General features: G+C 70.7%; 21 protein-coding genes. 10 read left to right on the plus strand and 11 right to left on the minus strand.

From position 1 onward, the window contains the following. Nucleotides 1-32 precede the first annotated feature (32 nt). The 3 genes from rox to AB0K34_RS19950 form a co-directional block, all read right to left on the minus strand. Entirely contained in the window at nt 33-1478 is a 1446-nt protein-coding gene (gene rox, locus AB0K34_RS19940) for a rifampin monooxygenase (protein ID WP_364550236.1), read from the minus strand. Between the two features lie 249 nt (nt 1479-1727). Beyond that, complete coding sequence (locus AB0K34_RS19945; protein ID WP_138638322.1) at nt 1728-2417, minus strand: pentapeptide repeat-containing protein; 690 nt, start codon at nt 2415-2417, stop codon at nt 1728-1730. A 404-nt stretch (nt 2418-2821) separates the two neighbouring features. After that, entirely contained in the window at nt 2822-3013 is a 192-nt protein-coding gene (locus tag AB0K34_RS19950; RefSeq protein ID WP_138638323.1) for a hypothetical protein, read from the minus strand. A 122-nt stretch (nt 3014-3135) separates the two neighbouring features. Here AB0K34_RS19950 and AB0K34_RS19955 point away from each other — a divergent pair, with 122 nt between their 5' ends. Then, nucleotides 3136-3462 (plus strand): hypothetical protein, encoded by a 327-nt coding sequence (locus AB0K34_RS19955; RefSeq protein WP_138638324.1) that lies wholly within the window; start codon nt 3136-3138, stop codon nt 3460-3462. Between the two features lie 374 nt (nt 3463-3836). Next, on the plus strand, nt 3837-5144 hold the full coding sequence (locus tag AB0K34_RS19960) for an NAD(P)/FAD-dependent oxidoreductase (RefSeq protein WP_301176051.1): 1308 nt from the start codon (nt 3837-3839) through the stop codon (nt 5142-5144). Nucleotides 5145-5279: 135 nt separating this feature from the next. Here the strand turns inward: AB0K34_RS19960 and AB0K34_RS19965 are convergent, their stop codons facing one another. Beyond that, nucleotides 5280-5684, minus strand: coding sequence for a Rid family hydrolase (locus AB0K34_RS19965; RefSeq protein WP_138638326.1), 405 nt, complete (start codon nt 5682-5684; stop codon nt 5280-5282). 133 nt (nt 5685-5817) lie between these two features. Continuing rightward, nucleotides 5818-6615, minus strand: coding sequence for a sigma-70 family RNA polymerase sigma factor (locus tag AB0K34_RS19970; protein WP_364550190.1), 798 nt, complete (start codon nt 6613-6615; stop codon nt 5818-5820). A 541-nt stretch (nt 6616-7156) separates the two neighbouring features. Here AB0K34_RS19970 and AB0K34_RS19975 point away from each other — a divergent pair. Together AB0K34_RS19975 and AB0K34_RS19980 are read left to right on the plus strand one after the other, a co-directional pair. Further along, nucleotides 7157-8800, plus strand: coding sequence for a ubiquinol-cytochrome c reductase cytochrome b subunit (locus AB0K34_RS19975; protein WP_364550192.1), 1644 nt, complete (start codon nt 7157-7159; stop codon nt 8798-8800). A gap of 227 nt (nt 8801-9027) precedes the next feature. Beyond that, on the plus strand, nt 9028-9390 hold the full coding sequence (locus AB0K34_RS19980; protein WP_138638328.1) for a GNAT family N-acetyltransferase: 363 nt from the start codon (nt 9028-9030) through the stop codon (nt 9388-9390). A 41-nt stretch (nt 9391-9431) separates the two neighbouring features. Here the strand turns inward: AB0K34_RS19980 and AB0K34_RS19985 are convergent, their stop codons facing one another. After that, on the minus strand, nt 9432-10418 hold the full coding sequence (locus AB0K34_RS19985; protein WP_240807985.1) for an SDR family NAD(P)-dependent oxidoreductase: 987 nt from the start codon (nt 10416-10418) through the stop codon (nt 9432-9434). 84 nt (nt 10419-10502) lie between these two features. Between AB0K34_RS19985 and AB0K34_RS19990 the strand changes: the two genes are divergently transcribed. After that, nucleotides 10503-11435 (plus strand): AraC family transcriptional regulator, encoded by a 933-nt coding sequence (locus tag AB0K34_RS19990; RefSeq protein ID WP_138638329.1) that lies wholly within the window; start codon nt 10503-10505, stop codon nt 11433-11435. 10 nt (nt 11436-11445) lie between these two features. On the opposite strand, the gene AB0K34_RS19995 is transcribed toward AB0K34_RS19990, so the two are convergent. Together AB0K34_RS19995 and AB0K34_RS20000 are read right to left on the minus strand one after the other, a co-directional pair. Beyond that, nucleotides 11446-11982, minus strand: coding sequence for a hypothetical protein (locus AB0K34_RS19995; RefSeq protein ID WP_364550194.1), 537 nt, complete (start codon nt 11980-11982; stop codon nt 11446-11448). 144 nt (nt 11983-12126) lie between these two features. Further along, complete coding sequence (locus AB0K34_RS20000; protein WP_364550196.1) at nt 12127-15042, minus strand: LuxR C-terminal-related transcriptional regulator; 2916 nt, start codon at nt 15040-15042, stop codon at nt 12127-12129. Between the two features lie 65 nt (nt 15043-15107). Between AB0K34_RS20000 and AB0K34_RS20005 the strand changes: the two genes are divergently transcribed. After that, nucleotides 15108-17864 (plus strand): AAA family ATPase, encoded by a 2757-nt coding sequence (locus AB0K34_RS20005; RefSeq protein ID WP_364550198.1) that lies wholly within the window; start codon nt 15108-15110, stop codon nt 17862-17864. Nucleotides 17865-18058: 194 nt separating this feature from the next. Continuing rightward, a complete protein-coding gene (locus AB0K34_RS20010) occupies nt 18059-18517 on the plus strand; it encodes a carboxymuconolactone decarboxylase family protein (RefSeq protein WP_138639158.1) in 459 nt (152 codons plus the stop codon). 156 nt (nt 18518-18673) lie between these two features. On the opposite strand, the gene AB0K34_RS20015 is transcribed toward AB0K34_RS20010, so the two are convergent. Further along, on the minus strand, nt 18674-19213 hold the full coding sequence (locus AB0K34_RS20015) for a GNAT family N-acetyltransferase (protein WP_364550238.1): 540 nt from the start codon (nt 19211-19213) through the stop codon (nt 18674-18676). An 830-nt stretch (nt 19214-20043) separates the two neighbouring features. On the opposite strand from AB0K34_RS20015, the gene AB0K34_RS20020 reads away from it, so the two are divergent. After that, nucleotides 20044-20322, plus strand: coding sequence for a hypothetical protein (locus tag AB0K34_RS20020; RefSeq protein ID WP_138639161.1), 279 nt, complete (start codon nt 20044-20046; stop codon nt 20320-20322). A gap of 211 nt (nt 20323-20533) precedes the next feature. Here AB0K34_RS20020 and AB0K34_RS20025 read toward each other — a convergent pair whose 3' ends face one another. Together AB0K34_RS20025 and AB0K34_RS20030 are read right to left on the minus strand one after the other, a co-directional pair. Further along, complete coding sequence (locus AB0K34_RS20025; protein ID WP_364550200.1) at nt 20534-20740, minus strand: hypothetical protein; 207 nt, start codon at nt 20738-20740, stop codon at nt 20534-20536. Between the two features lie 143 nt (nt 20741-20883). Continuing rightward, nucleotides 20884-21273, minus strand: coding sequence for an ATP-binding protein (locus tag AB0K34_RS20030; RefSeq protein ID WP_138639163.1), 390 nt, complete (start codon nt 21271-21273; stop codon nt 20884-20886). Nucleotides 21274-21379: 106 nt separating this feature from the next. Here AB0K34_RS20030 and AB0K34_RS20035 point away from each other — a divergent pair, with 106 nt between their 5' ends. Continuing rightward, on the plus strand, nt 21380-22192 hold the full coding sequence (locus AB0K34_RS20035; protein WP_364550202.1) for a helix-turn-helix transcriptional regulator: 813 nt from the start codon (nt 21380-21382) through the stop codon (nt 22190-22192). Next, nucleotides 22189-22380 (plus strand): DUF397 domain-containing protein, encoded by a 192-nt coding sequence (locus AB0K34_RS20040; protein WP_364550204.1) that lies wholly within the window; start codon nt 22189-22191, stop codon nt 22378-22380. Before AB0K34_RS20035 ends, AB0K34_RS20040 begins: the two co-directional genes overlap by 4 nt. Nucleotides 22381-22459: the final 79 nt, after the last annotated feature.

A 22459-nucleotide genomic window follows, 5' to 3' on the forward strand; every position in this document is an offset into this window, starting at 1 on the left:
CGGAACGGTGACCGGGGCACCGCCTCGCGGGATCAGCCGGCGGGCTCGCCGAACCAGCGGGCGAGGTGGTCGTCCAGGTCCCGCCGGCCGTCGCCGATCCAGGCGACGTGGCCGTCCGGGCGCAGCAGGACGCACGGAGCGTCCAGCTCCGCGGCGGGATCCGCGAGGCGGTCGACCCGGTCCGACCAGCCGCCGGCGGTCAGGTGCCCGGTGCGGTCCAGGAGCAGGCCGCGCCCGCGATGCAGCAGGCTGTAGAGGTTGCCCTGGGCCACGCCGATGTCGGGCATGCGGCGGCCGAGCAGGTCGGGGCCGTCGCCGAAGTCGTAGCGGACGCCGATCGCGCTGATCTTCTCGGTGAGGTGGCGGTTCACCTCGTCGAAGTCCATCAGCTCGGTGAGCAGCCTGCGCACGGCCCGCGGGCCCGGTTCGGCGGACGTCAGCTCCGTCTGCGCGCGGGTGTTGTCCAGCACGTCCTCGGCGACCGGACGACGTTCGGCGTGGTAGGTGTCCAGCAGCGTCTCCGGCGCCCAGCCGCGGATCTGCGCGGCCAGTTTCCAGCCGAGGTTGAACGCGTCCTGCACGCCGAGGTTGAGGCCCTGACCGCCGGCGGGCGGGTGGATGTGCGCCGCGTCGCCGGCCAGCAGCACCCGCCCGACCCGGTAGTGCTCGGCCAGCCGGGTGGCGTCGCCGAAGCGCGAGAGCCAGCGCGCGGAATGCACGCCGAAGTCGGTTCCGGCGATGGCGCGCAATTCCCGCTTGAAGTCTTCGAGCGTGGGCGGCTCCGCGCGATCGCTGACTCCCGCGGCGGGGACGACGACGCGATAGGCCCGTTCTCCGAACGGCCCGAGGCTGAAGGACGGATGGGCCTCGCGGATTTCGGCCACCTTGGCGGCGATCTCCTCCCGCGGCGCACCGACTTCCATCTCGCCCATCAGCGTCTCGTTCCGCGAGGGCTCGCCGGGGAAGCCGACGCCGAGCACTTTGCGCACCGTGCTGCGCGCGCCGTCGCAGCCCACGAGGTAACGCGACCGCAGCCGTTCCCCGTCCTCCAGTTCGACGGTCACGCCCTCGTCGTCCTGCTCGAAACCGGCCACCGCGCACCCGTGCCGGACCTGCGCCCCCAGCTCGACCGCGCGTTCTTCGAGCAGCCGATCGATGACCGGCTGCGGGATGCCCAGCAGGTAGGCGTACGCGGAATCCAGATCCTTGGGCGCGGGTTTGGCGATGGCGGCGAAATAGGCCCCGGCCGGACGCCGCCTTCCGTGTTGGAGAACGCGCTCCAACAGTCCGCGCATCGCCATCACTTCGAGACTGCGGATGTGCAGGCTCACGACACGGATGAACGAAGCCGGCTCGGTCTCCTTCTCCAGAACGAGGACCCGCACATCGTGCAGCCGCAGTTCGGCGGCCAGCATCGCACCGGTCGGCCCGCATCCGGCGATGACGACGTCGTACGTGAGGGGCGCGCGGTCGGCCATGTCGTCCGACGACGGCCCGGCGGTGAATTGCGAAGAGCGCATGGGGTGTTGCCTTTCGGGAGTGCCTGACTGGCGAGGCGCTCCCGGCGACCCCTACGTCAATCGCCCGACCATGACGACGAGGGGAGCACCCACATCGATACAGCGTTCATGGGTCTCACCTCCTCGGGCGGTGTCACGGCCACCCGCAAGCTATAGGCCCGGACAACGCACCGTCCACTCCTTTATCCGCCACCTCGCGCTGCCGTGTCAGTCGATCGTGATGCCCAGCGCGGCGGCGAACTGGTCGAGCGCGGCGGCGGCGTCCGCCCGGGACATGATCGCGCCCTTCAGTGAACCGATCCCCCCGATCCCGGACAGGTCGCAGCCGGAGAAGCGGACCTGGGTCAGCCGAGCCCCGGAGAACTGCGCCGCGGTGAGGGTGCAGCGTTCGAACTGGACCCGCGTCAGCTCGGCGTTCTGGAAGTTCGCCTCCGACAGGTTGCAGTCACGGAACACCACCTCGCGCAACTGGGCGAACCGGAACGAGGTCAGGTCGGCGCGGCAGCCGGTGAACAGCACCTCGCGCAGCGCGCCGTCGTCCAGCCGCATCCCGGTCATCCGGCAGTCCAGGACGGCCGTGGTGGAGACGTGGGAGTCCCGGAGTTTCAGGTTGGCCAGGTCGCAGCCGGTCAGCTCGGCGTCGGTGATCTCGGCCCGGACGAGCGAACCCGCCAGCGTGCCGCCCGCGAAACAGCACCGCTCGACCTCGACGTTCTCGGTGTCGGCGCCGGTCACCCGGCCGGGGCCGTAGGCCAGCGACAGGTACTTCCCGTCGTGGGTCAACTCCAGGTCGGCAGGGGAGGCCGGGGAGAGGCTTTCCGGAAGCCGGGGCGGCTTGGGGTCGCGGAGCGGCGAGACGCGCTGAACGCGCCGGGCACCGCGGGTGCGGGCTGGCATGGCCGCGACGTTACCGGTGCCGCCCCCACACGCGGACGAACCACACCCGACCCGGACCGCCCCGGCCGCAACCCGCCCGGATCGACGTGCGACTTCGGCGCCGCGCTGGTGGCCGACCACCCCGAACGCTTCGGCCTCTGGGAGTCGCTACCGCTGCCCGACGTGCCCGCCGCCACCGGGGAGGCGGCGCGCGCCCTCGGCACTACCGTCCCTGCACGCCTTCGCGAAGCCCGGACACGTCCTCTACGGCAGCGACTGGCCCTTCGCCCCCGACCTGGCCGTCTCCTACTTCACCGACTTCATCGCCACCGACGACGCCATAGCCCGCACCAACGCCCACCCGCTGTTCCCCCGCCTGGCACCGAAGTAGCCGCCCAACCCCGACCGGCACCGAAAACCCGGCACTAATCAACGGGATCGCGCCGGCCTTCAACGGCACCCGCAATGGCGCCTGCGATGGCACAGAGGATGGCAAGAGCGTAGAAACCGACGCCTTCGAGGCCCATGGCGTCGGCGATGAGGGCACCGAGAATGAAGCCTATGCAGAACCCGCTGAAGGTCGAGAGAAGGGCCAGGACGCAACCAAAGCAGCTCATGCGATGCCTCCGGCGGCACGGGGGTGCCCTCGCGTTGTCATCGTAAGCCCGTAGAGCGTTCGCGGCGGCTCATGTGCCCTTCAGGTCGGCCGATTCCAAATCGTGGGGCAGAATGAGAACCCGTGACCGACAATGTAGTCCGTGCCGAAGAAGTGGTCGAGTACCTCAGGCAGCGGCTTTCGGCCGAGGGCCTTTCGGCGACCTTTGAGTTTCCACTCTACGAGCACCCATGCGGCGTGGACGTCGAGTTTCCCGCCGGGGGCGGCCCCCACTTGGAGATAAGTGCGGCGTTTGCCGAGGTGCGAGTCCTGGACCCGGTTGACTTCGGCTTGTCTCTCACGGATCTGGGGGACTACGTCGTCATGCTGGCGCGCGGGGTGCCGCCCAAGGATGCCCTGAAGGTTCTCCAAGGGAAGGACCGTCGAGCCCGCTGGTGGCGGCGGAGATAACGGCTGGTACGGCGAGTCCGTGCCGGTGGCGATCTGCCCTTGACGCCCGGCGCGGCAGTTCGATGGCGCCGTCCAGCAGCAGTGGCGTGCCGTGCGTTGCAGGCAAAGGCGGCCGGCTGTCACAAACCCGAGGATCCGCCGTGTCATACAGGGCGACCGGACGCCGACCGCGGAACGCACCGGGCCGGGCCCGGCCGGGCCATGCCGGGCTCGTGTTCGCGTCTTCCCCGGTCAGAAGGATGCGTGGGACTCGCTCCCGCAGCCTGCGGACCACAGAGATGAAAGGACGCGGGGATATGGACAGTGCCGTTGCGGAGCCGACGGGGTCGAGCCGGAAATCAGGGGAGAAAGGGACGAGGCGCGCGAGGATCGTCATCGTCGGGGCCGGGTTCGCGGGTTTCTCCGCTGCCCGCACGCTGTCGCGGCTTGCCCGGGGACGGGCGGAGATCACCTTGGTCAACCCGACCGATTACTTCCTGTACGTGCCGTTGCTGCCGGAGGTGGCGACGGGACTGATCGACCCGCGCCGGGTGGCGGTGTCCCTGCCTGCGGCGCTGCCCGGAGTGCGGATGGTTCTGGGGCAGGCGGAGCGGATCGACGTCGATGCCGGGAAGGTGCACTACACCGATCCGGAGGACGGGCTCGGTGAGGTCGGCTATGACCGGCTTGTACTGGCCGTGGGCAGCGTGAACAAGCTGCTGCCGATCCCCGGCGTGGCCGAGCACGCGCACGGTTTCCGGAGCATCCCCGAGGCGCTCTACCTGCGAGACCACGTCGTCCGGCAGATCGAGCTGGCCGACGCGACCGACGACCCGGCCGAACGCGAGGCGCGCTGCACGTTCATCGTCGTCGGAGCCGGCTACACCGGGGTCGAGGTGGCCGCGCACGGCGCGCTGTTCACCCGGTCCCTCCTGCGGAGCCATCCGCGGCTGCGGGACGTCACCCCGCGCTGGCTCCTGCTGGACGTGGCCGACCGTGTGCTGCCCGAGCTGGACGAGCGGCTGTCGCGTACGGCCGACCGTGTGCTGCGCGAGCGCGGTGTCGAGGTTCGGATGGGCATGTCGGTCAGGGAGGCGACCCTGGACGGCGCGTGGCTCACCGACGGCGTTTTCGTGCCGAGCAGGTCGCTCGTCTGGTGCGTGGGGGTTCGGCCCGACCCCGTGGTGAAGGGCCTCGGCCTGGAGACCATGAAGGGACGGCTGGTGGTGAACGAGTATCTCCACGTGCCGAACCGTCCGGAGATCTATGCCTGCGGTGACGCGGCCGCGGTACCGGATCTGCACCGCCCGGGCGAGGTGACCGCGATGACCGCGCAGCACGCCGTCCGGCAGGGCTCGCGGGCGGCGCGCAACGTCGCGGCGTCCTACGGCACCGGTGAGATGCGCCCCTATCGGCACCGCGACCTGGGGTTCGTGGTCGATCTGGGCGGGATGCAGGCGACCGCGAACCCGCTGGGGGTGCCGCTGTCGGGGCTGCCCGCCAAGGTGGTCACCCGCGGGTACCACCTGCTGTCACTGCCCAGTAACCGCTCGCGGATCGTCATGGACTGGCTCCAGAACGGGCTTCTGCACCGCCAGACCGTCCAGCTCGGCCTGGTGCGGTCTCCGATCGTGCCGTTGGACACCGCCGCCCCCGAACTGCCCACCATCCCCCATGAGCGAAGGCGGCCGTCGCCGAAGTGACGGGCCGGTACTCCATGCGGCACGGCCACCGCCGACCGGTCGGGTTCCCGCGAACCCGCGTGATCACGGCGGTGGCCGTCGCGCGTTCGGTCTCGATGACCTCGGGGCGTCCGGAGGCCCGGATCGGCTCCGCGCCTACGGTTCCACGTCGAGGCGCACGATCGCGCCGATCTCGACCAGCTGGTCCGGGAGGGCGAGGTCGGAGACGCCCAGGACGGTGCTGGTGGGGCGGTGCTCCCCGAAGTACCCGGAGTGGAGGCGTGCGGTGGCGTCGAAGTTCTCCCGCAGATTCCTGACCAGCACCGTCGTTTCGACGATCTGGCCGCGCTCGGCCCCGAAGTGCTTCAGCACCAGGTCCAGGTTGGCCAGTGTGGTCTTGACCTGGAGTTCGAAATCGCCCGCGCCCACGAAATTGCCGTCCTGGTCGTGGGACAGCTGCCCGGAGACGCGGACGGTGTCGCCGACTTGAATTGCCTGGCTGTAGCCGTAAAGGGCTTCCCACGGCATGCCGAAGCCGAATTTCTTCGCCTGGGTGGTCATGAACAACTCCTTAGCTGGATGGTGATGCCGGGTACCCCCGCCTCGGCGGTCTACACCGCCGTCGGCGCGGTGACCACGATCTTTGGGGGAGTCCTTCCTTTAAGCCGGTCTGTGGTACCGCTACGGCGGCGAATCACGCCGCGCGCCTGCGGTCGGCGGGCAGGGGTGCCGTTTCTCCGATGCCGCCGCCAGGGCGGGAACCGGCGGAGGCGGACGCGAAGAGGTCTTCGAGGGCGGCGATGTTCCCGCTTCGGGAGGCGTCGCGGAAGACGCGTACGAGGCGGCGGTGCTCGGCCCTGTCGATCGGTTTGCGGTGCGCCGTGGTCAGGCGCTTGCGGGCGCGGCGGAAGAGCTGGCGGGCATTGTCCGGGCTGATCCGGACGATCTCCGCGATCTCCGAGTGGGGGTAGTCGAACGCCTCGCGCAGGATGTAGACGGCGCGTTCGGTCGGGGTGAGTCTCTGCAGCAGCACGAGGAGCGCGAGTTCGAGCGCCTCGCCGCGCTCGGCGCCGGCGGCGAGGTCGGTGCCGCCGTCGGCGAACTCGGGGGGCCTGCGCCCGATGGAGATCTCGCGGCGCGACCGGGCGGACTTGGACGTGTTGATCGCCAGCCGCGTCGTGATGAGAGCGAGGAAGGCGGGCGGGTTGGCGATGGCCGGGTGGTCGGCCTCCCGCCAGCGCAGCCAGGTCTCCTGGAGGACGTCCTCGGCCTCGGTGGCGCTGCCGAGCATCCGGTAGGCGATGCCGAAAAGGAGCGGGCGCGCCCGAGTGAAGACCGAAGTGGCGTCTTCGAGTGCGGCGTCCGTCGTGCGGAATTCCGGGCCCGTTGCCGGCTGCGCGGTTCCTGCGCGGGCGCCGGAGGCGCGCCCTCGCGCGGCCGATCCCCGAGCGTGCCTGGTCATAAGCGGTTCTCTTCCTTTCCGCCGTGCCATCCGGCATGGATGTCAAGAGCACCGAACCGGCCGTTCCCGGGCACGCGGAGGCGTGCGCTGCTCCGGCTGCCGTCCGCGCCCCGACGCGGTACGGGCGCCCGGCGGACGGGACGGCACCGCTTCGTGGACGTGCCGTCAACCAGCGCAGGCATGGGACATGGCTTCCCCCGCGGCCCTGACCAGCGGCCCCCTCTCAGTGAGGTCGACCGTACGGCCGGGACCGGCGCGACAGCGTGCGTCGGATGACTTAATCCCGGCGTGCTCGCCTGGATCCCGAGGCCGGCGGCGAGTTCGCCCCGACGCCCGACGGTGGACCTTTTTCCTCCGTGGACAGGCGCGGCTGTCACAACTCGAGGGACCTACTTGGTCATCCCTGATGAGAACCCATGACCCCTGATAAGGACCAAGACCTAATGCATGCCATCACTCTCCGAAGTCGTGAGGCCGGTCTTGCCGCGCTGCCCGTGACGGACACGCCTTACCGGCATGCCTCCGGGAACGGTGCCGCCGCGCGGGCGCGTGCCGCAGCCGGGAGGTTCCCGTGGTAGCCGATCAGAAGGGCCGCGGCGCGCCGGGAGCGCTCGCGGGCGCGGCCAACGCGATCGACGAGCGGTTCGGGGGAGCGGCATGGGCCCGGAAGTCGATGCGCAAGGTGTTCCCCGACCACTGGAGCTTTCTGCTCGGTGAGATCGCGCTGTACGCGTTCGTCATCATCCTCCTGACCGGGGTGTACCTCACCCTGTTCTTCGTGCCGAGCATGGAGGAGGTCGTCTACGACGGGTCGTACACCAAGCTGCGGGGCGTCGAGATGAGTCGGGCGTACGAGTCCGCCCTGCGCATCTCGTTCGACGTGCGGGGCGGACTGCTCGTCCGCCAGATCCATCACTGGGCGACGCTCCTGTTCATGGCGGCGATCCTCGCCCACATGCTCCGCCATTTCTTCACCGGTTCGTTCCGCAAGCCCCGCGAACTGAACTGGCTGGTCGGGATCGTGCTGTTCATGCTGGTGATGCTGAACGGGCTGTTCGGCTACTCGCTCCCCGACGACCTGCTGTCCGGCACCGGCCTGCGGATCCTGGAGGGCGTCATCCTGAGCGTCCCCCTGGTCGGCAGCTACGTGCAGATGTTCCTGTTCGGCGGCGAGTTCCCGGGCGACATGATCATCTCCCGGCTGTACGTCGTCCACGTGCTGCTGATCCCCGGCCTGCTGGCCGCGCTGATCCCGCTGCACGGGGTTCTGATGACCTGGCGGGTGACGCACACGACCTATCCCGGCAAGGGCGCCACCAACAAGACCCAGTACGGCTACTCCTTCTTCCCGGTCTTCATCGGCAAGACCACCGCGTATTTCCTCTGGGTCTTCGCCACGTGCGCCATTCTCGCCACGTTGTTCCAGATCAACCCGATCTGGCTGTACGGCCCCTACGACCCGGGCGCGATCAGCTCCGGGTCCCAGCCCGACTGGTACATGGGCTGGCTGGAGGGCGCACTGCGGATGATGCCCGGCTGGGAATGGAACGTCATGGGGCACACCGTCGCGTTCGGCGTGCTCATCCCCGCCCTGATCGTCCCCGGGACCCTGTTCACCGGGCTGGCCCTCTACCCGTTCCTGGAACGCTGGGTGACCGGCGACCGCCAGATCCACCACCTGCTGGACCGTCCCCGCGACGTCCCCGCCCGCACCGGCCTCGGCGTCGCCGGGATCGTCTGGTTCGGCACGCTGTGGGCCGCCGGCGGGAACGACGTCATCGCGAACGCCTTCCACATCCCGCTCTACTGGACGACCTGGTTCTTCCGCGTCACCTTCATCCTCGGCCCGGTCCTGGCGTACGCCGTCACCTACCGGATCTGCATCGGCCTGCAACTGCGCGACCGCGCGCTGGTCGAGCACGGGGTGGAGACCGGCGTCATCGTCCGCTCTCCCGACGGCCGGTACTCCGAGGTGGAGCGGCGCCTGCGTCCAGAGGAGGCCGCGCCCATCACCGACGAGCGCCCGCCCCCGGCGATCGTCCTCACCCGTCCAGAGGAGAACGGAGTGCCGGCCCCCGAAAGCCGCCAGGCACTCGGCAGGCTGCGCCTGGCGCTCAACCGCCGCTTCACCGCCGATCTGGCCGAGCACCCCGAGCCGCCGGACGGCCACGAAGACCGGGAACGAAAAGCGGTCGAACCCAGCGCGCACGACTAGGCCGAAGACACCGAGCGGCCGGCCGTCGAGCCGACGCCCGTCGCCGCCGGGTTCGCCCCGGGCACCGATAAGAACCGAGACGATAACGAGTCAGGGGAGACAGATGCGACCGTTCCTGGACAGGGTGATGCCCGAGGCGTGGCAGGCCGCGCAGACCTTCTCGCAGGAGATCCGCGGCACCACCCCGGCACGACCGAGAACACGCCATCACAGGAAGAAGGACGACCATGACCGGCCAGCGCTTCGAGGTGCAGCATCGGCCCGATGAATCACGCTACGTCCTCATCGACCACGACGCCGCCGACCCGGAGGACAAGATCATCGGTGAGGAGAGCTATGTCGACGTCGACACCACCGGCGGCGTCCAGCGAGTGCTGTTCCACACGGGCGTCTCCGAGGACTACAGCGGCCAAGGGCTCGCCTCCCTGCTGGTCCGCACCGTGGTCGACGACGTCATCGCCCGCGGATACGCCATTGTTCCCGTCTGTCCTTATGTCGCCGCGTGGCTCCCGAAGCACCCCGAGTACAACGACCACATCGTCAAGCCCAGACCGGAACATTTGCGCAAGGTGACCTCCCGCCGGAGATGACGCGCGCCCACGGGCGCGGCGCCCGTGGGCCGTTCCCTAGGTCAGCGGGCCGTCTCGATGGCGTCGGCGGCGTAGGTCCAGAGCCGGTCTGCGGCCTCCGGGTCGAGCGCGTGAGCGGCGACGCCTTCCTTGGGCTCCTCGTCCCCCGGCGCGGGCCGGATCTCCTGGTTGTCCTCGAAGTACTGTCCGCTGACGCCGTCGAGCAGGGGCGAGGCCGCGAGCAGCACGGAGGTCGCCGCTCCTTGGGCGGGGGTCTTGTAATGGGACGGCGGGACGAGGTCGCCCGCCTCGTCCATCACGCCGAAGCCGCGCAGTTCGTCATCGCTGAGATGGCGTTGCAGCTTGGTCAGGATGAAACCCGGGTTGAGCGCGTTCGCGGTGATCCCGTCGTCGCTCCAGCGCTGGGCGACGCCCACGGCGTGCAGGCCCATCGCGGTCTTCGACTGGCCGTAGGCCGACCACGGGTCGTACGGGCGCCGCTCGAAATGCGGGTCGTCGAAGACGAACGGCGAGAAGAGGTTCGCCCCGGAGCCGACCAGCACGATGCGGGACGAGCCCGCGGCCTTGAGATGGCCGTGCAGGCCATTGGCAAGGGAGAAATGCCCGAGGTAATTGGTCGCCAGTTGCATTTCCCAGCCGTAGGGGGTGAGCCGCCGGGCGGGCAGCGCCATGATCCCCGCGTTGGCCACCAGCGCGTGCAGCGGCCCCCGCCACGCGTCCGCGAAGGCGGAGACCGACGTCAGGTCGGCCAGGTCGAGCGCCGCCGCCCTGACCGCGCCCGCGCCGGTGACGGCCGCCAGTTCCTCGATGAGCGCCTTGGCCTGGGCGGGGTCGCGGGTCGCGATGGTGACCTCGGCCCCCGCGCGGGCGAGCGCGCGGACCGTCTCGCTGCCGAGCCCGGACGCCCCACCGGTGACGATCATGCGCCGACCGGTGAGGTCGACCCCGTCGAGGATCTCCGCGCCGGTGGCGCGCGGGCCGAACGAGGTGGTGAGACGCCCTCGCGTCGTGTTCGTTGTCGTGTCCACGGATCCTCAACGTACGGGCCGGGAACCGGACTCACTACGATCGAACGTCCAGATTCCTTTAGCGAGCGTCCAGGGAGGCCGTGCGTGGATCCCTTGGAGGACGTCCTGGCGCTGCTCGGCGCCACCAGCCGTATCTCCACGTCCCTCGCCGCCGGCGGAAGCTGGGCGATCCAGTTCGCCCCTCAGACCGGAGTGAAGTTCAACGCCGTCCGGCGGGGGCGCTGCCACCTCAAGGTCGAGGGCCGTGCCGACCCGTACGACCTGCAAACGGGCGACTGCTTCCTGCTGACTCAGCCGCGGCCGTTCACGCTGTTCAGCGATCCCGCGGCGGTGCCGGCGCCGGCGGAACCGATCTTCCTGGCGGCCGTCGACGGGGTGGCGCACGCCGGCGACGGCGACGACGTCTTCATGATCGGTGGCGCGTTCTCGTTCGGCGACCGGGCGCGCACCCTGCTCCTCGACGACCTACCGCCCGTCGTCCACATCCCGGCCGCGGCCGAGGAGGCGTCCGGCGTCCGGTGGGCGATCGGCCGGATCGACGCCGAACTGCGGCACCGGCGCCTCGGCTCGACGCTCGTCGCCGAGCACCTCGCCCACGTCATGCTGATCCAGGCCCTCCGCGTCCACCTCATGCGGGACGCCCCGCACACGTCGGGCTGGCTGGCCGGAACCGCCGACCCGGTGGTCTCGGTGGCGCTGCGGCAGTTCCACCTGCGCCCCGCGCATCCGTGGACGGTGGAAGAACTCGCCCGGTCGGCCGGTGTCTCCCGTTCGACAATGGCGGCGCGCTTCAAGAGCACCGTCGGCATGGGCCCGTTGGAATACCTCACCGATTGGCGGATCGAACTCGCCGCCGACCGTCTCCGGGGCGGTGACGACACGGTCGCCACCGTCGCCCGCGAGGTCGGATACGGCTCCGAAAGCGCGTTCAGCGTGGCGTTCAAACGGGTCATCGGCATATCTCCGGGCGCCTACCGCCGAAAGCAGAAGCCCCCGCCCGTCTCCGTCAGCGAATGAGGGCCTCGCCCTACCGCCCCCTTGCGTCAGGGCCGATGCGGACGGGACGGATCTCGGCGAACAGGGTGAGCTGGACGGGACGGAGCCGCCGCCGTGCCTCGCGCGGCCACCACAGGGCGGCCGACGCGAACACCGTCTCCAGGACGATCTTGAGGTAGGGGACGCCGGTGCGCGCGTTCGGCACCCGGGTGCAGGTTCCCGACAGCGCCGTCCGCGTCTCCCGGTGCCCGAGGGCGAGCGTGCCGCGTCCCTCCAGGCCGTGCGGCTCCGCCTCGCTCGGCCGCAGGCCCGATGCCTCCCAGGACAGGCTGGACGGGTACCGCCCCCACCGCCGGGCCGGAAGCGCCTGCTCGGGCAGGTCGAGGCCGAGGGAGAAGCCCGACAGCAGTCCGGACGGATTCAGGATGAACGCCCCCTCCAGGTCCGCCGACCGGAAGATCGGTTCGGTGCCGCTTCCGGTGACCGCCGACAGGACGGCCTCGCTGGCGGTGCCTTCGATGCGCCATGAATCGGGGTCGGAATAGTTCTTTCCCGGCAGCGCGTCCATCTCGGCTCCCTGTCCTCATAATCCGGCGGGTGTCGGCCGGCCCGGCTTTAAAGGAAGACCAGCGCAGTGCCGCAGATGTGACATCACGTCCACCTGGGACAGCACATATCGCGCATTCGGGTGACGGCTCAAAAGGGAGCTGGTTCACGGGTCGCGGGCCATCACCGTGGCGAGTCCGGTCCGTGAGCCCACGCCGACCTTCGGGTAGATCCGGTAGAGATGGGTGCTGATCGTCCGCGGCGACAGGAAGAGCCGGTCGGCGATCTCGCGGTTGCTCAGCCCCTCCGCGACCAGGCGGGCCACCTGCAGTTCCTGCGGGGTGAGCCGGTCGACCCCGCCGGACCGGCGGTGCCGCCTCTCGCCGGTGGCGCGCAGCTCGGCGTGCGCCCGGACGGCCCACGGCCGTGCGCCGAGCGCGTCGAACGTCTCGGCGGCGGCGCGCAGCACGGGACGCGCGGCCGACGGGCGGCCGCGCCGCAGCAGGGTGCCGTGGGCGAGTTGGAGGCGGGCGCGTTCGAACGGCCACTCGGCGAGATCGGCCTCCAGCGCGCTCTCCAGCGCCTCCGCCGCGCCCTCGCCCCGCGCCAGCAGCGCCTTCGCGCAGTGCAGGAGCACGCGCAGCAGCGGCGATGCGCCGGTGGCGCCGACCGGTTCGAGTTCGCGGACGCGGGCCGCCACCCGGTCGTGGCGGTCGCTGCGGGCTCCCGCCTCGGCCAGGTGGCCGAGCACGGAGAAGCGCACGTACGGGTGGTATCCGACCGCGGCCGGGTCGAAGACGGCGTCCAGCTCGTCGTGGGCCTCGCGGTAGCGCCCGTCGGCGAGTGCGTGGATGCCTCGCGCGACCCGGACCAGGCAGAGCATGGGGTGCGCGGCGTTCGCGAGCAGTGCGCGTTCGCCCCGCTCGGTGAGGTCCCGCACGGCCTCGCCGTTGCCGCGGAGAGCCTCCGCGTGTGCGCGGATGAGCATGTTGGGCACCTTCAAGCCGCCCTGGCGGGTCTCGGTCGAGAGCGCGTCGGCCTCGGCCGCGGCGGCGCGTCCAAGGGAGGCGTCTCCGCGCTGGACGGCGTTCCAAGCCTGGAAGGCGAGCGCCCAGGTCAGCGTGACGAGGTTGCCCTCGCGGCGGCTCCGGGCGATGGCGTGGGCGGCGAGCCGCGCCGCCGGTCCGAGCGCGCCGACGCCGGTCGCGGCCGCGGCGAGGGCCGCCAGGTCCGGACCGGGGAGGCCGGGCCGGGCCAGCAGGGCGTCCAGCCGGTCGACGACCACCGCGCCCCGCTCGACCGGCGCGACCAGGCCGAGGGCCGCGACCAGCTTCGGCGTCAGCGGCGGCAGGGGCAGCCGTTCGAGCAGCCCGACGCCCTCGTCGCGCAGTTCCCGGCCGGGATGGGAGAAGTACGCGCGCACCGCGACGCGGTGGAAGACCTCCAGCGCCCGCTCGTCCCGGCCGGACCGCCGCAGCCGCTCGGCGGCGTCGAGATGGCAGGGCAGCCGCGCGGCGCCCGACCAGGTGCCGGCCTCGACCTCCTCCAGCCACTGCCGGACGACCCCGTCCTCTGCGGGCAGGTCGTCCGGGACGATCGCGCGCAGGAGCCGGTCCGCCCCGTCGTGGTCGGCGAGCTCCATCGTCGCCTCCAGTGCCCGCAGCAGCAGGCTCGCGCGCCGCCCGCAGTCGCCGGTCAGCCGGGCGGCCTGCTCCCAGGCCCGGGCCGCCTCGCCGGACGCGCCGCGCCGGTGCAGCCGGACGGCCAGGCCGTCCAGGTCGGCGCAGACCCGCTCGTCCGTGCCGACGGTGGCGGCCGCGCGGTGGTGGAGCGCCTGGTCGGGATCGGGGACGGCCGCGGCGAGGGCGGCGTGCGCCCGCCGCCGCCGGGACAGGCTCGCGCCCTGCCGGATCGCCGACCGGACCAGCGGATGGCGGAACCGCAGCCGGAACGCGTCGTCGACGTCGACCAGCCGGGCGGCGATGGCCGGTTCCAGGTCCTCGACCGCCGGCGTGGTCCGCGCCATGGCGCCGCCCGCCGCGAGGATCTCGTCGAGACGGTCGCCCTCGTCGAGCGAGGCCACCAGGAGGAGCGTGCGAGTCGCCGCAGGCAGTTCCGCCACGGCGGCACCGAAGGAGCGCCGCAACCGGGGCGTCAGCGGCAGTGCGGCCGACGGCGGGCCCTTCTCGCCGATGCGGGCCGCTGCCACCGCGAGTTCGGTGAGGGCGAGCGGGTTGCCTGCGGCTTCGCCGAGCACCCTGGCGCGCAGCGGGGCCGCGAGTGCGGGCGCGTGCTCGTCCAGCAGCATGGCCGAGGTATCGTCGCGCAGCGGCTCCACCCGCAGTTCGGGCACCGGCAGGGCGGCGAGCCGCGACTCGGTCTCGGCGCCGTCGCGCATCGCCAGGATCACCCCGACCGGGGCCGCCGACAGCCGCCGCCCGACGAACGCCAGGGCCTCCCAGCTGGGCGCGTCCACCCACTGCGCATCGTCCACCAGGAGCAGTAACGGCCGCCGCGCGGACCGGCCGGTCACCGCCGCGAGCAAGGCCAGGCCGAGTTGGAACCGGTCGTCGCCGCCCACCGGCGACGGCACGGTGCCGCCGAGGAGGCCGAGCATCGTGTGGGCGGCGGCGAAGGGGAGAGGGAACTCGGCCTGCACCCCGGTGAAGGAGAGCGTCTCCACGGCCGAGCCCGCCGTAGCCTCCTCCGCCGCTCTGAGCAGGGACGATTTGCCGACCCCCGCCCCGCCGCGCACGACCAGGACGCCGCCCCCGTCCGGCAGCCCCGTGAGGAACCGGCGGAGCATGGCCAGTTCCGGCTCGCGTCCGAGCAGACGCGAGCCGCCGGGCGGGGCCCCGGTGCCGTCCCGCCCCTTCCATCCGCACTCCGCGCGCCGCCGGCCCCGTGCGCTTCCCGGAACAGAAGGTCCACCGTCTCGTCCAGAGCGAGCCTGACCAGGCGCGTCGCCATCCGGCGTGGCGGCCGGGTCAACGGGAAGCAGGCGACGGGTGCCCGACGGCTGCGGTGAACCAACGTCCATGCCCATGCGCCCAAGGTCGCCGAAGGCCGGATGAGGTCGCATCCGCCACTGCCCAGCCACGCCGACCGGTCGGACACCGGAAGGCTGCGAAAAGGTAATATCCCCCGATGGTGGGGCGTGGAAGGGCGCTGACCGGCCGTCGTGCCGAACGCGGCGCGCTCGACCGGCTGGCCGGCGACGTCCGCGCCGGGCAGAGCCGGGCCCTGGTGGTCCACGGCGAGCCGGGCGTCGGCAAGTCGGCGCTCCTGGACTACCTGGCGGGACGCGCGTCCGGCTGCCGGGTGGCGCGCGCGTCGGGCGTCCAGTCGGAGATGGAACTGCCGTTCGCCGGGCTGCACCAGCTGTGCACGCCGATGCTGGATCGCCTCGACCGCCTCCCGGCGCCGCAGCGCGACGCCCTGGGGGTGGCGTTCGGGCTCAGGTCGGGGCAGGTCGCGGACCGGTTCCTGATCGGCCTGGCCGTCCTGACCCTGCTGTCCGACGTGGCCGAGGAACGGCCACTGCTGTGCCTGGTGGACGACGAGCAGTGGCTCGACCGCACGTCGGTCCAGGTACTCGCCTTCGTGGCCCGCCGCCTGGGAGCGGAGTCGGTCGGCCTGGTGTTCGGGACGCGGGTCTCCGGCGGCGACCTGGCGGGTCTGCCGGAGCTTCCGGTCAACGGTCTGCCGGACACCGACGCGCGGGCGCTGCTGGACACGGCACTGACCGGTCCGATGGACGAACGCGTCCGCGACCAGATCCTCGCCGAGGCCCGGGGCAACCCGCTGGCGCTGCTGGAACTGCCCCGCGGGTTGACGGCGGTGGAACTGGCCGGCGGGTTCGGGCTCCCCGGCGCGGTCCTCCCGGGCGGTTCACCCGGTACGGGCGGCGTCGAGGAGAGCTTCCGGCGGCGCGTGGACGTGCTGCCCGCCGACACCAGGCTGCTGCTGCTGCTCGCGGCGGCCGATCCGACCGGCGACACGGCCCTCGTCCGGCACGCCGCGTCGCTGCTCGGCATCGGCATCGAGGCGGCCGCGCCCGCGACCGAGGCGGGCCTCGCCGAATTCGGGGTCCGGACGCTGTTCCGTCATCCGCTCGTGCGCTCGGTGGTCTACCGGTCGGCGGCGCCCGCGCCGAGGCGGGAAGTGCACGAGGCGCTGGCGGAGGTCACCGACCCCTCCGCCGATCCCGACCGCCGCGCCTGGCACCGGGCGCAGGCCGCCGCGGCACCGGACCAGGAGATCGCCGACGAGCTGGAACGCTCCGCCGACCGGGCGCGGTCGCGCGGCGGGCCGGGCGCGGCGGCCGCCTTCCTCGAACGGGCGGCGATGCTGACCCTCGACCCGGCACGGCGGGCCGGACGGGCACTGGCCGCCGCGGGCGCGAAAGCCCAGGCGGGCGCCCTCGACGCGGCGCTGGACCTGCTGGTCATGGCCGAGGCCGGACCGCTCAGCGAGATGGAACGGGCCCGCGTCGCCCTCCTGCGCGCCCAACTCGCCTTCACCACCGATCGCGGGGGAGACGCTCCCCTCCTGCTCGTCCAGGCGGCCGTGCGGTTCGAGCCGATCGCCGCCGACCTCGCCAGGGCGACCCACCTGGACGCGCTGGTCGCCGCGTCCCTCGCCGGCCGCCTGGCCAGCCCCGGCGGCCACGTGCTGGACGTGGCACGCGCAGCCGTCGCGGCGCCGCGCCCGTCGCGACCACCTCGCAGTCCTGATCTCCTCCTGGACGGCTGGGCGGCGAACTACACCGAGGGATACGCGGCGGGCGTGCCGATCTTGCAGCAGGCGGTGGCCGCCTTCCACAGCGGCGAGTCCGCCGACGAGGACCTGCGCTGGTTGTGGTTGGCCGCGATGGACCTGTGGGATGACGAGCACTGGGACGAGTTCACTGCCCGATACCTCCGGCACGCGCGCACGTCCGGCGCGTTGAGCGAACTTCCCCTCGCCCTCAGCGGGCGCGCGTACGTGCTGCTGTTCACCGGCGACCTGGCCGCCGCGACATCGCTGGTCGAGGAGCTGCGGACGGTGAAGGAGGCGACGGGGAGCAAGCTCGTCCCCTACAGCGCCTTGTTCCTCGCCGCGTTGCGCGGCCAGCAGGAAGAGGTGTCCGCGCTGGTCGAGGCGACCGGCAAGGAGGCGGTCTCACGAGGCGAAGGCATCGGGATCGCCGTCGCCGAGTGGACGAACGCGGTGCTCCACAACGGCCTCGGCGACTATCCCGCGGCGATGGCCGCCGCCCAGCGGGCACTCCATCACCAGGAGTACCCGGCCATCCGGTACCCGGGCATCGCGAACTGGGCCGCGCCCGAGTTCGTCGAGGCGGCCGTCCGCAGCGGAATGAGCGAGGCGGCCGCCGACGCCTGCCGCTGGATCGCCGAGATGACCGCCGCCTGCCGCACCGACTGGGCCCTCGGCGTCGAAGCCCGGTCACGCGCACTCCTCGCCGAAGGCGACGCCGCCGAGCGGCTGTACCGGGACGCGATCACGTACCTAGGGAAGAGCCGGATACGCACCGACCTCGCCCGCGCCCACCTCCTGTACGGCGAATGGCTGCGCCGCGAACGCCGCCGTACCGACGCCCGCGAGCAACTGCACAAGGCCCACCGCCTGCTGGAGACGATGGGCATCACGGCATTCGCGGAGCGGGCCGGACGCGAGCTACGGGCCACCGGAGAGAGAACCCGCAAGCGCACCATCGCCACCAGTGCCGAGCTGACCGCGCAGGAGGCCCAGATAGCCCGGCTGGCCCGCGACGGGCTATCGAACCCGGAGATCGCCACCCGACTGTTCATCAGCGCCCGCACGGTGCAGTACCACCTGGGCAAGGTCTTCCAGAAACTCGGCATAACCTCACGCAGCCAACTAGACCGCGTCCTGTCCTAGCGGCCGACCGCACGCGGCGGCCCCGCAGCCCCCGGGCCGACCCGCACCCTCACCGCAGCCAAGCGCAAGGCAGCTCCCGCACGAGGCCGGTCACCCTGTCACAACCCAGGTGGCCAACCTGTCTACCTAGTGCCCCTGCCGACGGTATGAGCCGAACGCAGGGACGCAGCCCGCTAGCCCGAACCGGAGGAACCATGACCAACACGCAGCGTGTCAATATCGGCGAGCAGCACCCGAGCGCCTACAAGAGCCTCATCGCCTGGTCGGCGAAGGTGGAAGAGAACGCCGTCGCGGCCGGCCTTGACCCGCTCCTGATCGAACTGGTGAGGATCCGCACGTCCCAGATCAACGGCTGCGCGTTCTGCCTGCGCATGCACACGCGCGACGCCCTGAAGAAGGGCGAGAACCCCGACCGGATCGCCGTGCTGCCCGCGTGGGGGGAGACGGGCTACTTCTCTGAGACGGACCGCGCCGCCCTCCGCCTGACCGAAGCGGTCACGCAGGTGCCGGACGGGCACGTCAGCGACGAGGACTACAACGCCGCCGCGGCGGTCCTTTCCCCGGAGCAGCTCTCGGCGGTCGTCTGGCTGACAACGGTGATGAACGCCTTCAACCGTGTCGCGATCACCAGCCGGTACCCCGTCCACGGCTGACACCGACGCCCACGCGGGCCGCGCCGAGACGACCATCCCGGCGCCGGCCCGCGTGCCCGATCACCACGACGACACCCCGGGACGTCTGCCTAGGACGACTCATAAAGCCGACCGGTAAGCACATTCAGTGTTGGCCTGAGCGGTGTTGCGCTGACGCTATAGGCCATCCACATCAAGATCGCCAGGACGCAGCCGGTACTCCTGAAGCCGCAGCCCGTAATACTTCTCGGTCTCGCCGACCCACTCCATGCCGATCCGCTTGACCGTAGCGGCGGCCCGCTTGTTCGCCGGCCGGACGAGCGCGATCACCTCCTCAAGCCCTTGCGTGAACGCCCACCGCGCCAGGGCCTCCCCAGCCTCGGTGGCATAGCCGTTCCGCCACGCCGTGGGCCGGAGCTGCCATCCCATCTCGTACGCCTCGTCCGGCGGCAGCGGCAGCAGCGTCGCGGCCCCGACCAGCTCCCCGGACTCGCGATTCTCGATCGCCCAGCGACCACCGGGGACGATCATCCGCGCGCCTTCGGCGAGCCACCGCTCCAGCAGCGAGCGCATGGAATCGACGTCGGCCACCCGGTCCATCGCCGGGCTGAGCCAGCGCGTGACCTCGCCGGTGCCGTAGATGTCGAGCGCGGCCTCGGCGTCGTCCACCGCCCACGGCCGCAGGACGAGCCGTTCGGAAACCAGTTGATGCGTCATCTCGTCCCCTCCGATGAAACAGGCGTCCTCAACGTCATGCGTACCCTCCAGGCCGATCACCCTGGCCGTACTCGTCGGCATCAGCGGAGGGCGCTCAACATGGCACTTCCCAACACCTGGCAGCCGTAGACGGGACCAAAGGCCCGGGCCGCCATCAACGATCCGCACGCTTGTACAGCGACGCCCCGCGAAAGGGAGAAGGGCGCCACCCATCCGGGACCGTCCATGGCCGTGCCTCCCGTCACTGCTCGACACGTCACAGTCGGCGGTGCGCGTCCTCGCCGCCCCCGTGGGACGAGGACGCGTCCCCGCTACCTGACACCAATCACCTTCGCGCTTCAATCAACCGGAGGGACCAGGGCTACCCACTGGACGAAGCCCTGGGGACCGAAAGCCTGCCTGACAGGTGATCAGCGGTGTCACAAACGAACGTGCAGCCCGGTCTCAACAAACGAACACGAGCAACTCGTCCCGCCAAGACTGACGCCCCCAAAAATGCGGACACCTCGCTATCGCCCCACGGCATGACCATGCTGATCCCGTTCGAGTTTCGCCGCAGAGGCCCAGGAACCACAGGACAGGCCCTCCGACTCTGGGGAGCCGTCCTGGACGATCTCTACCACCGGCTCTACGACCCGAGATATGAGGGCTGGGGCTTCTGGGAGTGCTGCGCCGACCCCTGGGAGGTGCGCTCCTACTTAGAGGCGGCCGCTCACGCTCTGCCCCGGCGCGACGCTCGCCGTTTCCGCACCCTGCTGGCTCACCTAGATGAGCGCGGGTAACTCGGACGGCGATGCCATCACGTCGGTGGCGTCTGGTGGGATGCGGGGATGAGTGAATCCCCTCAACTGGTCACGCAGTTGCTCAAGGTGGTAGTTGCGTACACCTGGTTCTTCGAGACCTGCGACGAGGTGGTGTTGGACGATGACACGGCGATCAAGCAGCAGGAGTACGCCGGTTACCTCCTCAACCAGCTTTCCGAGGCGGACAAGCAGCGGGTTGCTGACGAGCTGGCGGCCCTGGCCGCGAGTGAGACGGATTCGGCGTACCGAGAGTTCGTGGAGACGTTCGCCTTCGCCATGGGCCTGATAGAGCCTGAGGACGACTAAAGCGGCGGCGCGACCCGGCGGCGAGCGGTCGATCCGCTCAGCATGCTGCACGGGAAGCGTGGCCCCGCCTCTCTGCTCCGGGGGTTAAGCGGAGAGGCGGGGCGGACGGTGACGAGCGACGGCCCGAACTCCCCAGCCAGGGCCGCGTGTCACCGCCGGGAATGAAGGTCGATCCCTGAGCCCCACCCCATGGGGTCGCCCCTCTTGTGGCCTACCAGGTGCCGGGGAACATGCGGTGCTTGAGCAGGTCTTCGACTTGTCCGGCGGCGGCTTTGGCGTCACCGCAGGGAGCCAGGTAGCCGCGCCGCCCACGCTCGGCGTCGTGGTACCCCCATGCTCCACCCGGAACGGCCAGCACGATGACCCCGAGTCCGACGTGATCGACGGGGCCGCCGGCGTAGATCCACAGCAGGGGCACCGGGAACCCCTGCGGGCGATAGAGCCGGACCAGACGCCACCCCCGAGGCTCCAGAGCCACGGCCAACAGGCTCAGGAACCTTTCCGCCGTCGCATGGCCCCGGTACGTCCGCCACCGCAGGACGTACTGCTCAGCCTGGGCCTTCACAGGGCGCACTTGGCCCATACGATCTTTCCGCCTTCCGCGATCGGTCGGGTTCCCCAGTCGTCCACGACCTGCGACATCAGCAGCAGGCCCCGCCCCGAGGTCGCCTCGAAGTCCTCGGGGCGGACCACCGGCAGTCCGTCCCCCTGGTCCCACACCTCGATCACCACCAGGTGAGCGCGGACGTCGCGGAAGACACGAAGGATGATTTGACCCTCGCCGTGCCGCCACGCGTTGGTCACCAGTTCGCACACCACCAGACGCGCCATGAAGTCGTCCGCGGAGCCCCACTCCTGGAACAGAGTGGCAAGGAAATCCCTTGCCAGCGCCAGCGCGTTTGCGTTGGGATCGAGAAGAAGAGTCGGGATTTCTGGGGCAGGTACGGACATATCGCTACGACCTTCGGAACGTTGCCGGTTACTTCGGGTGTAAGCGTGCTCGCTCTGAGCTACGATCGCTACGTTCCGGAATCATCCGCAACAAACGGGAGAGGCCATGCTCGCGCGGGAGTCACTCGACCCGTCAAGATCGATTTGGCACTTCATGGCGTTCCACCTGCGTCGCTATCGCAAAGCACACGGGATGTCGGGGCAGGCGCTCGGTGACCTACTTGACTGTGACCGTTCGACTGTTTCCCGGTACGAGTCCAACACGCTCAAGCTCAAGCGGGAGCATGCGGAGATCATCGACCGTGTGTGGAACACGGACGGCATGTTCACGGCCCTGGTCGGGTTCGCCGAGCGTGCCGACGAGGGCAACTGGCTGCTGGAACTCGCCGAGTTGGAGGCGCGCTCGTCAAGGCTCAGGATGTGGGAGTCATCGGTCATCCCGGGGCTGTTCCAGACACCGGACTACGCGCGTGCCGCACTGAGCGCCGGAACTGCGGAGGATCTTGAAGCGGCCCTTGACCGGCGACTGGCGCGGCAGGCCACCGTATTCGGCAAGACGAAGCCACCGCGAGTGACGGCCCTTCTCAGCTGGGCGGCAGTGTCGCAAATCGTGGGCGGTCCAGACGTCATGCGCGGCCAACTCACTCGGCTGATCGAGTTGAGCGAGCTTCCCTTCATCAGTATCCGGATAGTGGAGAAGAACGCGGGTGCTCATCCGGGCCTTGACGGCCCTTTTGTGCTCCTCACGGTCGGGGACCGGGACCTCGCCTACACCGAAGCGGCGACGCGTGGCTGCTTCCTCATGGACCCGTTCGATGTGCAGGAAGTGGCAGTAAGGTACGACTTGATGAGCGACATAGCCGCCCCAGTCGGCCCAAGTCGGGCCTTGCTGGAGGCTGAACTGGAGAAGTTCACATGACCCAGTGGCGCAAGTCGAGCCGCAGCGGTACAGGCGGTCAGTCCAACTGCGTGGAGGTTGCGAATCTCTCTGGTGACGTCGGCGTGCGTGACAGCAAGGACCCGAGCGGCCCCCGCATCACCCTCCAGATCGAGCGCTTCCGCAGTCTGGCCGCCGACATCAAGCGAGGAGCACACGACCTCCCCTGACACCCCATCATGCGCATCACGACGAGAGCCCCTGAGCCGAGCGGCACGGCCGGGGCTTTCAAAGTGCGCGTTCGAAAAT

Origin of the sequence: Actinomadura sp. NPDC049382 (assembly GCF_040677125.1) — a bacterium.
GTDB classification, from domain to species: domain Bacteria; phylum Actinomycetota; class Actinomycetes; order Streptosporangiales; family Streptosporangiaceae; genus Spirillospora; species Spirillospora geliboluensis.